This is a genomic window from Mesorhizobium prunaredense, assembly GCF_900156895.1.
GTDB classification, from domain to species: Bacteria; Pseudomonadota; Alphaproteobacteria; order Rhizobiales; family Rhizobiaceae; genus Mesorhizobium; species Mesorhizobium prunaredense.
In genome coordinates, this window is the sequence record NZ_FTPD01000056.1 from 208034 (window position 1) to 220459 (window position 12426).

Consider the following 12426-nt stretch of genomic DNA (forward strand, 5'->3'; position numbering starts at 1 on the left):
TTTAAGCAGTAGATAGAGCAATGGAATAATGATTGCAGCGAACATGGCGAGAAGAGAATCGATTCTGAACATTAAAGCCAATGCGCCGCTGACGGTGAAGAAGAGCGGCAAGGCAGCAAGTGCGGTCCCGCTGATGTAATCGCTCACGACATAAACATCATGAGTAAGTAACGCCAGCGTATCGCCATGGCGCCGCCGGTTGGAGAAAGCAAGCGGCAAGGCCTGAAGATGGTCGTAAACTCGGATTTTCAAGTCCGCCAGTATTCGTGTTGTCGTCCCACCAAGCAGGTATATATTGCTGAATTTTAAAACAGCCTGAACCGCGAACAGCGCCAATGCACCTAGAAAAAGTACCTGAATATCAATCGTGCTGCTGCCTGCGCGTTCCCCGAGGAACGTTTCAGCAAGCCTGCCACCAAGCCAAGGCATAACCAACAAAGCAGCGCTTTCGCATAGCATCAATACCAGGCCAACGGCCAACGCCAGGCGATAAGGTGCCGCTAATGTCAGCAGCATGTTTGTCTCACTAATTTTCGACAATCTGTTCATAGTTCCACAAGAGATCGATCGACGTGATCTGCTGGAGTGAGCACCAAGAGGCAGGCTGCATCCTCAACCGCCGTAGAATTTCTTACGATTTCGGAATCACGCGCCCGCAGAGAGTCTCAACTATCCCGGTTGCGTAAATACTTCAAAGACCCGGCCAGGGCCCGGCGTAAGTAGAGCCAAGGCAGCCACGATAGGTTTGCCTGGCGATATTTTTGCCGCATATGGGTTGCCGGCGGGAAGAGGAGTTCGGTCAGGAAACCGGACCTGCTTCGCACGCCTCTCGCGGCCTGGAAGTCCATCCATATTCGGTACCACCTGGGTCCGCTGAGATAGCCAGACGCGGTCTCTGTCGGTCCAGGACGGGAAAGCGCGCCAGACACGGCTTCGGGTATGGTGGCATGAAAGCGGGCTCGGGTCGCCTCGATGCCGTCCAGACAGGTCGCCCGCAATCCTTTACGCTCGGCAAGTTCAACAAATTCATTGCGTTGCGACGGCGATAGCATCGAAAACAGAAGCTGAATGTCGTAAAACCAGATCAGTCGATCGCCGCCATAATATTCCACGCCATCGACATAATACAAAGCGTGCTTGTGGACCGCTCGATGCATGCAGGCGAGCACGAGCGCGTGCACCGGATCAGCTGCGAGGGCATTCGTGCTTAAGTTCGGCAGTGGCCGGGCCCCGGAGCGCAATTCTTCATACGAGAACAGATTTGACAGGAGTGTGGAATTGGTGATCCGCCAATGCAAATCGAGGGTGTGTTCCTGATTGGAGGCGGGATCTGTCCAGCTGTAGCTCGTCTGACCGCTAATGACGTCCGCTCTTGTTCCCAGTTCACGAAACCCCAGGGTCTCTAAGGCTTTGGCTACCCGATCACGGGTGTCCGACGGCACGAGGAGGTCCGTGTCACCTCTTGTACGCAGGAAAGGCGCCGGATAGACATCGTAGGCTAGGGCCGTGCCTTTGAACAGAATTGGATGGACGCCAATAGCCACGAGCCGCTCCAGTACTTGATTCAGCAAGTACTGGTGGCGCATCTCCCACAATGCTTGAGCAGTAGCCTGCTGCCGACAAGCATCCAAAATAACTTTCGGCCAGCCCAAGTCACCGCGTTCGCGATCTGCAATAAAATGATGAAGCAGCGACTGGACACCGTGATAAGCACTCTGCTCGAGGAGGCCGTCCACGAACTCATCGTTGCCGTGCTCCGGCCAAGGCGGATTATCGCCACGTAAGGTGGCGCAAAGCAGCTCATCAATTCCCTGCACGACTAAAGCTCCGTTGCCGTTCGCAGCCCCCAAATCAGGCTGGTGGCACCTGTTACACAATAGCGGGGTTTTTCCAGATCTGGCGCCATTTTGAGGGCTCGACACTTGTGCCTGAGCATCGGATTCGCCCAAAAACCGGTGCCCACTCCTGGGTCCGATGCTTGTTGTTTGAGCATCGGATTCTCGCAAAACCGGTGCCCAGTTTTGGGTCCGATGCGGTGCTTTCAGCGCCGCCCCCTAGCCAGGCTGCCGAGGATGCCGCGCACGATCGCCCGTCCAACCGACGTGCCGACCGAGCGAACCACCGATTTGATCGCCGCCTCCGCCACCGTCTGGCGATTGGACGCTCGCGGCGCCGGTGCTCGCCTGCCGCCGGTGGGCTGGGGGGCGGGATCGTCATTGCCGAAGCCTGGAATGGTCCAGCGCGAGCCGCCGCTCTCCTGCTGCTGCGCCTCCGCATCCAACGCATCCTTGGCTTTTTTCTGCAGCATCTCGAAAGCCGATTCGCGATCGACGGTCTGATCGTACTGTCCCGCAACCGGGCTCTCGGTGATCAGCGTGCGGCGCTCGTCAGGCGTGATCGGGCCAAGTCGCGACGACGGCGGGCGAACCAGCGTCCGCTGGACCATCGACGGAACACCTTTGGCTTCCAGCGTCGAGACCAGCGCCTCGCCGGTGCCGAGTTGCGTGATCACGGTAGCACAGTCGAAGGCGGGATTGGGCCTGAACGTCTCGGCGGCGGTCCTCACGGCCTTCTGCTCCCGTGGCGTGTAGGCGCGCAGGGCGTGCTGCACCCGGTTGCCGAGCTGGGCCAGAACGGTCTCGGGGATATCCAGCGGATTCTGGGTGACGAAGTAGACGCCGACTCCCTTCGAACGGATCAGGCGGACCACCTGTTCGACGCGGTCGATCAGCACCTTAGGCGCGTCGTCGAACAGAAGGTGCGCCTCGTCGAAGAAGAAGACCAGCTTTGGCTTGTCGGGATCGCCGACTTCGGGCAGCTCCTCGAACAGTTCCGACATCAGCCACAACAGGAATGTCGCATAGAGCCGGGGATTCATCATCAGCTTGTCGGCGGCCAGCACGCTGATCGCGCCGCGCCCGTCGCGGGTGGTGCGCATGATGTCGGCGATCCGTAATGCCGGCTCGCCGAAGAAATTCGTCGCGCCCTGCTGCTCCAGAACCAGCAGGGTGCGCTGGATCGCGCCAACCGAAGGTTTCGTTACATTGCCGTAGCGAGCGCCGATTTCTTCGGCGCGTTCGGCGATGTTGGCAAGAAGCGCTTGCAGGTCCTTCAGGTCCAGCAGCAACAAGCCTTCCTCGTCGGCGATACGGAAGGCGATGTTCATGATGCCTTCCTGCGCCTCGGACAGGTTCATAAGGCGCGACAGTAGCAGCGGGCCCATTTCAGAGACGGTGGCGCGGATAGGGTGGCCCTGCTCGCCGAAAAGATCCCAGAAGATGACCGGAAATTCCTGGAAATCATAGGGATCGAGTTTGACCTGCTCGGCGCGCTTGACCAGAAAATCCTGTGCCGTGCCCATCATGGCGATACCGGACAGGTCGCCCTTGATGTCGGCGCAGAAGACCGGCACGCCGGCATTGGAGAAACCTTCCGCCAAAATCTGCAAGCTCACGGTCTTGCCGGTGCCGGTCGCGCCGGTGACCAGGCCATGACGATTGCCATACTGAAGCAGCAGGTTTTCGGCGCGCTGGTGGCTGTCATCAGGCTTTCGGCTGGCTCCGATGAAAATACTGGTGTCGTCAGCCATGTGTCGGGTCTCCGCAACCTGAAGTGTTGAATGCCCTGATCTATTGAAAGTAGCGGGGCTCGCCGCAGGTATAATGACGCCACTGCGCAGCGACAATGGCCATGGTCGAAATTGGGTTTTGGAGCTTGCGGATTTTGCGCATGTTTGGCAATCGGTTGACGGTTCACCGTAGCAGGACGCGTGTTGCATTGTGATATGCGACGGGGAACCGTAGACTGACGTTCCAGGCCTATCGGCCGAGAAGACGAGGAGAGCGGATGGCCGGTGCCTTGAACCACGATGCCGAACTTCCGAACCCTGACCGGCAGCGGTGGCTGGCCCTTGCGGAAAAAGCCATGGCCGGCGGATCCTTCGAGGAAAAGCTCGTATCCCATACGGACGATGGCATCCGCATCGAACCGCTTTATGATCGTTCGGTCACCGCAGAGCCTCTCGCACGGACAAACCCCGGATCGCCGTGGATCGTCAGCCAGCGTATCGACGATCCGGATGTCGGCCGCGCCAAAGCCCAGGCCCTGGAGGACGTCGCACAGGGCGCCACCGGATTGTCGCTTGTCTTCGAAGGCGCGCCGAATGCGTTCGGCTACGGCCTGCCTAGGACTGCCGAGGCGCTGGAGACCGTGCTCGACGGCGTGCCGCTCAACCGCATCCAGGTCCGCATCGACGCGCATCCCTGGAGCCGCGCCGTGGCCGACTGGCTGGTTGCGTTCTTGAGCAAGCGACGGTCAGACCCGGCAAAGCTCAACCTGTCCTTCGGCATCGACCCGGCGGCGATCTTTGCCGGAACCGGCCGGTTGCGGATGTCGATCGAGGCCTTGCAGGCATCGATGCCGCAGTCCCTGGCGCACTTTTTCTCGATGGGCGTGCCCGGGGTCCTGCTGGAGGCAGACGGACGCGTCTTCCACAATGCCGGCGCAACCGAAGCGCAGGAGCTGGGCGCCATGATGGCTTCGGCGGTCTCCTATCTCCGGATGTTTGAGGAGGCGCGCCAGCCGCTTGTCTATGCGGCGCCCCATATCGGCTTTGCGCTAAGCGTCGACCAGGACCAGTTCGTATCGATGGCCAAGGTCAGGGCCCTACGCAGGCTGTGGGCGCGGGTCCAGGAGGCATGCTCGATCTCCGCCGCTACTGCCAACATCCATGCCGAGACATCGTTCCGCATGATGACTTCGGCGGACCCGGAGACAAACATCCTGCGCACCACGATCGCCGCTTTTGCCGCGGCAGCCGGCGGGGCGGATTCGGTCTCCATCCTGCCGCATACTATCGCGCATGGCCTGCCGGCGGGCTTTGCCCGCCGTGTTGCCCGCAATACGCAACTGATCATGGTCAACGAAAGCCATATCGATCATGTCGCCGACCCTGCTTGCGGTTCGGGCGCCGTTGAAGCGCTGACTGCCGAACTCTGCGAAGCGGCGTGGGAAGAATTCCAGCGGATCGAGGCGGAAGGCGGCGTTCTTTCCAGTCTGCAGCAAGGACACATCCAGAAACGGGTTCAGGCGGCCCCCGCCCGCCGCAATGCTGCCTATCAGGCGGGCGAGCGGGCCATCATCGGCACGACGCTTCACCCGTCGAAGACCGAACGTCCGGTCGAAACCTTGGCGGCGGAGCGGCGGCCCGCGGTCACCGAGGGCGTCGCGGTGTGCGAGCCGCTGTTTCCGATCCGTATCGATCAATCGATCGGAGCAGCGTCATGATCCCGGATTTCAGCCAAATCGGCTGGTCGGCGCCGCGCCGGGCGCCGATCGAGGTCAAGGGCCAGCGGATGACCCCGGAAGGACTGGCCATCAAGCATGTGTACAACCAGGGCGACCTCAAGGGGTTGCCGCATCTCGACACTTATCCGGGCCTGCCGCCATTCGTGCGCGGCCCCTACCCGACCATGTATGTCCAGCAGCCCTGGACGATCAGGCAATATGCCGGCTTCTCGACGGCGGAAGAGTCGAACGCCTTTTACCGGCGCAACCTCGCGGCCGGCCAGAAGGGATTGTCGGTCGCTTTCGACCTTGCCACGCATCGCGGCTACGACAGCGATCATCCGCGCGTTGCCGGTGATGTCGGCATGGCAGGCGTCGCCATCGATTCCATCCTCGACATGCGCCAGCTCTTCGACGGCATCCCGCTTGACGAGATGACGGTGTCGATGACCATGAACGGCGCGGTGCTGCCGATCATGGCTCTCTACATCGTCGCGGCGGAAGAACAGGGCGTTGCGCAAAAGGACCTCGCCGGGACCATTCAGAACGACATTCTGAAAGAGTTCATGGTGCGCAACACCTACATCTATCCGCCAAAACCTTCGATGCGGATCGTGTCGGACATCTTCTCCTACACGTCGCAGCACATGCCGAAGTTCAATTCGATTTCGATCTCGGGCTATCACATGCAGGAGGCAGGGGCGACCGCCGACCTCGAGCTCGCCTACACGATCGCCGATGGCATCGAATATGCCCGCGCCGGTGTCGCGGCGGGTCTCGATATCGACCGTTTTGCGCCGCGCCTGTCCTTCTTCTGGGCGATCGGCATGAACTTCTTCATGGAGGTCGCCAAGCTGAGGGCAGCCCGCCTTTTGTGGTCGACGCTGATGCTGAAGAACTTTTCGCCGAAGGACGAGCGCTCGCTGTCGCTGCGCACCCATTGCCAGACTTCGGGCTGGTCGCTGACGGCGCAGGACCCTTACAACAACATCATCCGCACCATGATCGAGGCGATGGCGGCGACGCAGGGTCATACACAATCGCTGCACACCAACGCCTTCGACGAGGCGATGGCGCTGCCGACCGACCATTCGGCCCGCATCGCCCGCAACACGCAGCTCATCCTGCAAAAGGAATCCGGCACCTCCCGCATTATCGACGCGTGGGGCGGCTCTGCCTATCTCGAACGGCTGACGCATGATCTGGCGGCGCGCGCGCTTGCCCATATCGAAGAGGTCGAGAGCCTGGGCGGCATGGCCGCCGCAACCGAAAAAAACATACCGAAGCTGCGCATCGAAGAGGCCGCCGCGCGCACGCAGGCGCGGATCGATTCCGGCGAGCAGATCCTGGTCGGCGTCAACGCCCATCGTCCCGAGACGGATATCAAAGTCGACGTGCTGAAGATCGACAACGCCGAAGTCAGGGCCCGGCAATTGTCGAAACTGCAGCGGCTAAAAGGCACGCGCGACGTCGGCGCCGTCGAGAGCGCACTGAGTGCGCTGAGCCGGGCTGCGGAGAGCGGCGAAAATCTGCTGGAGTTCGCCATTCGCGCCGCGCGCGCCAACGCCACGATCGGCGAGATTTCGCTGGCGCTGGAAAAGGTCTTCGGCCGCCATGTCGCCTCGGTCCAGACGATCTCCGGCGTCTATCGCAAGGCGCTCGGCGACAATCCGGTGGTCGATCGGCTGCAGGACAAGATCGTGGCGTTCGAAGAGAAGTCCGGCGGCAAGCCACGCATTCTCGTCGCCAAGATGGGACAGGACGGCCACGATCGCGGCCAGAAGGTGATCGCCACCGCCTTTGCCGATCTCGGCTTCGATGTCACCGTCGGACCGATGTTCCAGACGCCGGACGAGATCGCGAGGCTTGGCGTCGAGCACGACGTGCATATCATCGGCGCGTCGTCGCTGGCGGCGGGACATTTGACGCTCATTCCCGAACTCAGGGACGCGCTGAAGAAGCTTGGCCGCGACGATATGCTGATTGTCGCCGGTGGCGTCATCCCGCCGCAGGATTATGAGGCGGTACGGCAGGCGGGGGCGGCGGAGATCTTCCCGCCGGGCACGGTTATCCCCGAGGCCGCCGACCGGCTGATGGACCGGCTGCTGCAGGCCGGCTGAACCTGTTATAATCCATGTTGCAACGACCGACAATTTGAGTTATAATTGGCGTTGCAACAAAGGCTGAGCCCATGAACACGACCATTCGCAAAATCGGCAATTCCGAAGGCGTGATCCTGCCCAAGGAAATTCTTGACCGCCTGAACCTGAAGGCCGGCGATCAGCTTGAAATCGTCGAAACGAGCAAGGGCATCGCCCTTCAGCCAGTGGACGATAGCTTTGAGCGGCAGATGGAAGCTGCTCGTCAAGTCATGGACAAATACAAAGTCGCGCTTCAGAAGCTCGCCGAATGAGCTGGGAGTTCCTGAGCCGGCGTGCGGTCGAAGCGATGCACGCCGAGCAGTTGCGTCGGCACGGCGGAGCGCACGGTTTGAGGGATGAGAATGCCCTCGAATCGGCGCTCGCCCGAGCCGAGAACAAGGCGAACTATGGTGATCCATCGATCGAGGATCTGGCCGCGGCCAATATCTTCGGCATCGCCAGAAATCACGCCTTTGTCGACGGCAACAAGCGCACGGCCATCGTCGCCGCCGGCGCGTTCCTGATTGTCAACGGCTATGTGCTGACGGCCGACAACGGCACGATCTATGAGTTCGTCATGGGCGTCGCCGCCGACGAGATCGACGAGGCTGGGGCGGCGGCATTCTTCCGCGACCATGTCGTCAAGATCGAGGTCTAGTTGTCGGAGAGCTTGACGATTTCCCACTCCTTGCCGTTCACCACGGCAATTTCGCCGACCTTCTTGCCGAACAAGGCCAGGGCCATCGGTGAAACATGGGAAATCGTCCCCTTGGCCGGATCGGCCTCATCCTCGCCGACGATCTTCCAGTGCACCTTCCTGCCGTCATCGCCTTCCAGGGTGACGCCCATGCCGAAGCGAACCAGGTCGCTGCCCGGTTCCGGCACGGAAAGCTCGGCGCTTTCACGCCGCGCGGTCCAGTAGCGCAGGTCGCGCGAGATGAGCGCGATGCGCTCGCGGTCGGCCCTCTTCTCCGCTCTGCCCAGATCATCGCGCAGGGCAGCCAGTTCGGCGTCGATCAGCGCCAGGCCGCGTTGCGTCACCAGATTGCGATGGTGGCTGATCGGCCGCTCGCCGATGCCGGCGATGGCGTTTTCGCTATCCTCTTCGCGGGTGAAGGCTCTGCTCATCAGTCGAGCTTATGCCTCGCGCGGCGACTTCACAAGCTATTGCCGGCAAACCGGATCTGCCGATCCGGTCTGGCACGATTCCTGCGGCGCGACGGCCGAACGCTGGGAATCTGTGCCGATGTTGAACAGACGAAAATTGCTTGTGCAGACTGCCGGTTTCGCCGTCCTGGGGCTCTCGCTCGGCAAGGCGGCGGCGGGCAGCCTGCCTGGCATCGACAATGCCTCGATGCGCGGCTCGATCAACGCTGCCGACCTCGGCGTGCAGCCCGGCGCGCTTGACGACCAGAGCAAGGCCTTCGCCACGCTGCTGCGCGAGGCAAACGATCGCGACATGCCGGTGTTCCTGCCGCCGGGGACCTATGTCGTATCCAACCTTTCGCTGCCCGGCCGTATCAGACTTTCCGGCGTGCCCGGCGCATCGCGGATCGTCTATGGCGGCAACGGCCATCTGCTCATGGCCGAACAGGCCGAGCATATCGAATTCACCGGATTGGTATTCGACGGCACCAATCGCCGGATCGGCGATTATGCGCAAGGCCTGCTCGACCTCCGCCGCGTCGCTCACCTCGTCATCGACAATTGCCAGATCACCGGCAGCGGCAAGAGCGGCCTGGCGCTCGAGCACGCTTCGGGCCGCATCGAGCGCTCGGAAATATCGGGCGCGGCCGACGCCGGCATCTATTCGGTCGAAGCCGCCGGCCTGGAGATATCAGGCAACACCGTTTCCGATTGCACCAATGGCGGTATCCTCGTGCACCGCTGGCAAGCGGCTGAGGACGGCACCATCGTCAGCGGCAACCGCGTCGAGCGTATTCAGGCGCGTAGCGGCGGAACCGGCCAGAACGGCAACGGCATCAATGCGTTCCGCGCCGGTAACGTCTTCATCTCGGGCAATATCGTCTCGGACTGTGCGTTTTCGGCGATCCGCGCCAACAGCGCGAGCAACCTGCACATCACCGGCAACACCTGCTCGCGGTCGGGCGAAACGGCGCTCTATTCCGAATTCTCCTTCGAAGCGGCGATCGTCAGCAACAACATCGTCGATGGCGCCGCCAATGGCATCTCGCTCGTCAATTTCAACGAAGGCGGCCGCCTGGGCGTGTGTTCCGGAAACATCGTCCGCAACCTCTCGACCAGCGGCCCCTACCCTGCCGATCCGCCCGGTTTCGGCATCGGTATCAACGTTGAGGCGGATACCACCGTCTCCGGCAACGTCGTCGAGAATGCACCACTCTACGGCATGCACATCGGCTGGGGGCCGTTCATGCGTAATGTGGTCGCCACCGGAAATATTATCCGCAAGGCCGGAACCGGCATCGCCGTCACCGTGGTCGATGGTGCTGGAACGGCGGTCATCTCCGACAATGTCATCGACGGCGCCCAAAACGGCGCGATCGTCGGCCACCGCTGGGCCGAGCCGGTGACCGGCGATCTCGCCTCATCAGGCAATGCCGGCTATGCGCATCTGACCATCGGACGCAATCATGTGAGCTGAATGCCCGTTCTCAGCTCAGCGCAGCGGAGGGGCGGAGTGAGCCGACCTTGGCGCCGATCCGGCTTTCTATGGGCGGATGTGCCTGTTCGATCAGTATCGCCGCCAGAGCCTTGTCGGGGTGCAAAACCCTGGCCATGCACGCCGCGACCATGACTTCAGCGGCGCGGCCGGCGCCATCATCGCATTTCAGTGCAATGCCAAGGCCAAGCTCGGGAAGTGCCGCGCAATAGACGCCTTCGGCCCCTCCCTTCACAAAAATCCGACCTGACGCGGCCTGCATCAGCGCAACATCGGCCCTGCCCGTGCCGGCGACCAGAAATGGCTCGGCCATGCAGGCGGAAAGGAGCCGCTTTGCGGCCTTGGCGCGAATGGGTTCAAAGCCGATACCTGTCGCCATGCGGGCAAAGCCGAGCGCGAAGCTGCGCAGCGGCACGGCATAGGTCGGGATCGAGCAGCCGTCAGTGCCGCAATGATCGACATCATGGGCGGCACCGGTCACCGCTTGCATTGCATCGCGCACCATCTCTTGCGAGGCATGGCCTGGTTTGACGTAGCCGCGATGGGCGATGCCGGCGTGGACGCAGGTGCAGAGAAAGCCCGCATGCTTGCCAGAACAATTGTTGTGCAGCGCGTTTGGCAAATTGCCGGTGCTGGCCAGCGCAACTGTCGCGTCATGGCTGGACGGCCAATGGGCGCCGCATTCCAGCGCCGCCACGTCCAGCCCGGCCTTGGCCAGCATCGCCCGCGCCAGTTCGACATGCGCCGGCTCGCCGGAATGTGACGCGCAGGCCAGCGCCAGTTCGCGGTCGCCGAAACCGTACGCATCGGCGGCGCCGCTTTCGACCAGCGGCAGCGCCTGGATCGCCTTGACCGCCGAGCGCGGGAACACCGGGCGAGCCGTATCGCCGATTTCCAGGAACGGCTTACCATCGGCATCGAACACCGCAATGGCGCCACGATGCGCGCTCTCGACCACGGCGCCGCGCAAAACTTCGACCAGAACCGGATTTGTCATGAATTCCCCGCTAACGCATGACCTCGAAAATCGGATTCGATTTTCGAAAAGGATCATGCGTAAAATCAAAGTGTTACAGCGTCCTTTGCGCGCCCGGAAGGGCGCGCGGCGCTGTAATGCGGGCCGCTTTTATCTGATCCGATCGAGAATGGAAACGTAGTTGGCGACCGCGGCGCCGCCCATATTGAAGATGCCGCCGAGCTTGGCGCCCGGCACCTGGATGCCACCGGCCTCGCCGACGAGCTGCATGGCGCTCAGCACATGCATCGACACGCCGGTGGCGCCGATCGGATGGCCCTTGGCTTTCAGCCCGCCTGACGGATTGACCGGCAGCCGACCGTCCTTCGCCGTCTCGCCGTCCAGCGCCAATTTTGCGCCCTCGCCCGGTTTCGCCAGGCCCATCGCCTCATATTCGATCAGCTCGGCGATGGTGAAGCAGTCATGCGTCTCGATGAAGGACAGATCGTCGAGCGTCACACCGGCCTTGTTCAGCGCCTGGTTCCAGGCCTGCTCGCAACCCTCGAATGCCAGGATGTCACGCTTCGACATCGGCAGGAAATCCTGCACATGCTCGTTGGCGCGGAAAGCGACGGCGCGGCGCATCTTCAATGCCGTCGCCGTGTCTGCAAGCACCAGGGCGGCGGCGCCGTCCGAGACCAGCGAGCAGTCGGTACGCTTCAGGGGACCGGCGACGAAGGGGTTCTTCTCGCTCTCGTGCCGGCAGAACTCATAGCCGAAATCCTTGCGCATCTGCGCGTAGGGATTGTCGACGCCGTTCCTGTGGTTCTTGGCGGCGATCATCGCCAGCGCGTCCGACTGGTCGCCATAGCGTTGGAAATAGGCTTGCGCGATCTGGCCGAAAACGCCGGCGAAGCCTGCCGGGGTGTCGCCCTCCTCGGGCAGATACGAGGCCTTGAGTAGGTTCTTGCCGATTTCTGGACCTGATGTCGTCGTCATCTGCTCGGCGCCGACCACCAGCACGATGCGCGCCGCATTGGCGTCGATGGCACAGATACCTTGCCTGACCGCCGCCGAGCCGGTGGCGCAGGCGTTCTCGACGCGCGTCGCCGGCTTGAAGCGCAGCCGGTCGTCGGCCTGCAGGACCAGGCTTGCGGTGAAATCCTGTGCGGAAAAGCCGGCATTGAAGTGGCCGAGCACGATCTCGTCGACCTCGTCCGGACCGATGCCGGCATGATCGAGCGCCTCATTAGCCACCTTGGTGATCAGGCCCTCCAGCGTCTCGCCTTCGAGCTTGCCGAAGCGCGAATGCGCCCAGCCGACGATGCATGCTGTCATGGTTTTCTCCATCCCGCGGGCCGGGCTACGCGATGTCGCGGCGCGCTATCAACATTGTTCAAGCA

11 protein-coding genes are annotated in these 12426 nt (G+C 62.0%); 5 read left to right on the forward strand and 6 right to left on the reverse strand.

Features of this window, described 5'->3' with window-relative positions; all coding sequences use genetic code 11:
- From BQ8794_RS28560 to BQ8794_RS28570, 3 genes are all read right to left on the reverse strand, one after another.
- Positions 1 to 516, reverse strand: a 516-nt coding sequence (locus tag BQ8794_RS28560) for an ABC transporter transmembrane domain-containing protein (protein WP_244555131.1), incomplete at its 3' end; no start/stop codon positions are given.
- Between the two features lie 149 nt (positions 517 to 665).
- Positions 666 to 1817: a nucleotidyltransferase family protein gene (locus BQ8794_RS28565; protein WP_167378868.1), complete on the reverse strand. Its 1152-nt coding sequence runs from the start codon at positions 1815 to 1817 to the stop codon at positions 666 to 668.
- Positions 1818 to 2041: 224 nt separating this feature from the next.
- Positions 2042 to 3589, reverse strand: coding sequence for a helicase HerA-like C-terminal domain-containing protein (locus BQ8794_RS28570; RefSeq protein ID WP_077382035.1), 1548 nt, complete (start codon positions 3587 to 3589; stop codon positions 2042 to 2044).
- 257 nt (positions 3590 to 3846) lie between these two features.
- On the opposite strand from BQ8794_RS28570, the gene BQ8794_RS28575 reads away from it, so the two are divergent.
- From BQ8794_RS28575 to BQ8794_RS28590, 4 genes are all read left to right on the forward strand, one after another.
- Entirely contained in the window at positions 3847 to 5286 is a 1440-nt protein-coding gene (locus BQ8794_RS28575; RefSeq protein ID WP_077382037.1) for a methylmalonyl-CoA mutase subunit beta, read from the forward strand.
- The gene (scpA, locus tag BQ8794_RS28580) at positions 5283 to 7406 is read left to right on the forward strand and encodes a methylmalonyl-CoA mutase (protein ID WP_077382039.1); all 2124 of its coding nucleotides are present in this window, start codon (positions 5283 to 5285) and stop codon (positions 7404 to 7406) included. Before BQ8794_RS28575 ends, scpA begins: the two co-directional genes overlap by 4 nt.
- A gap of 71 nt (positions 7407 to 7477) precedes the next feature.
- Complete coding sequence (locus BQ8794_RS28585; protein ID WP_077382041.1) at positions 7478 to 7699, forward strand: AbrB/MazE/SpoVT family DNA-binding domain-containing protein; 222 nt, start codon at positions 7478 to 7480, stop codon at positions 7697 to 7699.
- Positions 7696 to 8085: a type II toxin-antitoxin system death-on-curing family toxin gene (locus tag BQ8794_RS28590; RefSeq protein WP_077382043.1), complete on the forward strand. Its 390-nt coding sequence runs from the start codon at positions 7696 to 7698 to the stop codon at positions 8083 to 8085. Before BQ8794_RS28585 ends, BQ8794_RS28590 begins: the two co-directional genes overlap by 4 nt.
- Here the strand turns inward: BQ8794_RS28590 and greA are convergent.
- Complete coding sequence (gene greA, locus BQ8794_RS28595) at positions 8082 to 8555, reverse strand: transcription elongation factor GreA (RefSeq protein ID WP_077382045.1); 474 nt, start codon at positions 8553 to 8555, stop codon at positions 8082 to 8084. The two genes, BQ8794_RS28590 and greA, sit on opposite strands and share 4 nt — an antisense overlap.
- 118 nt (positions 8556 to 8673) lie before the next feature.
- Here greA and BQ8794_RS28600 point away from each other — a divergent pair, with 118 nt between their 5' ends.
- Positions 8674 to 10050 carry a TIGR03808 family TAT-translocated repetitive protein gene (locus BQ8794_RS28600; protein ID WP_077382257.1) on the forward strand — a complete coding sequence of 459 codons (1377 nt, stop codon included), beginning with the start codon at positions 8674 to 8676 and terminating at the stop codon, positions 10048 to 10050.
- Positions 10051 to 10060: 10 nt separating this feature from the next.
- On the opposite strand, the gene BQ8794_RS28605 is transcribed toward BQ8794_RS28600, so the two are convergent.
- Together BQ8794_RS28605 and BQ8794_RS28610 are read right to left on the reverse strand one after the other, a co-directional pair.
- On the reverse strand, positions 10061 to 11065 hold the full coding sequence (locus BQ8794_RS28605) for an asparaginase (RefSeq protein WP_077382047.1): 1005 nt from the start codon (positions 11063 to 11065) through the stop codon (positions 10061 to 10063).
- 129 nt (positions 11066 to 11194) lie between these two features.
- Positions 11195 to 12361, reverse strand: a complete 1167-nt coding sequence (locus BQ8794_RS28610) for an acetyl-CoA acetyltransferase (RefSeq protein WP_077382260.1) — start codon at positions 12359 to 12361, stop codon at positions 11195 to 11197.
- Between the last annotated feature and the right edge of the window lie 65 nt (positions 12362 to 12426).

What these genes read in the sequence shown, in the direction of transcription:
- BQ8794_RS28570 (WP_077382035.1), bottom strand. Translation starts at nt 3,589, where the DNA reads ATGGCTGACGACACCAGTATTTTCATCGGAGCCAGCCGAAAGCCTGAT.
- BQ8794_RS28575 (WP_077382037.1), top strand. Translation starts at nt 3,847, where the DNA reads ATGGCCGGTGCCTTGAACCACGATGCCGAACTTCCGAACCCTGACCGG.
- scpA (WP_077382039.1), top strand. Translation starts at nt 5,283, where the DNA reads ATGATCCCGGATTTCAGCCAAATCGGCTGGTCGGCGCCGCGCCGGGCG.
- BQ8794_RS28585 (WP_077382041.1), top strand. Translation starts at nt 7,478, where the DNA reads ATGAACACGACCATTCGCAAAATCGGCAATTCCGAAGGCGTGATCCTG.
- BQ8794_RS28590 (WP_077382043.1), top strand. Translation starts at nt 7,696, where the DNA reads ATGAGCTGGGAGTTCCTGAGCCGGCGTGCGGTCGAAGCGATGCACGCC.
- greA (WP_077382045.1), bottom strand. Translation starts at nt 8,555, where the DNA reads ATGAGCAGAGCCTTCACCCGCGAAGAGGATAGCGAAAACGCCATCGCC.
- BQ8794_RS28600 (WP_077382257.1), top strand. Translation starts at nt 8,674, where the DNA reads ATGTTGAACAGACGAAAATTGCTTGTGCAGACTGCCGGTTTCGCCGTC.
- BQ8794_RS28605 (WP_077382047.1), bottom strand. Translation starts at nt 11,065, where the DNA reads ATGACAAATCCGGTTCTGGTCGAAGTTTTGCGCGGCGCCGTGGTCGAG.
- BQ8794_RS28610 (WP_077382260.1), bottom strand. Translation starts at nt 12,361, where the DNA reads ATGACAGCATGCATCGTCGGCTGGGCGCATTCGCGCTTCGGCAAGCTC.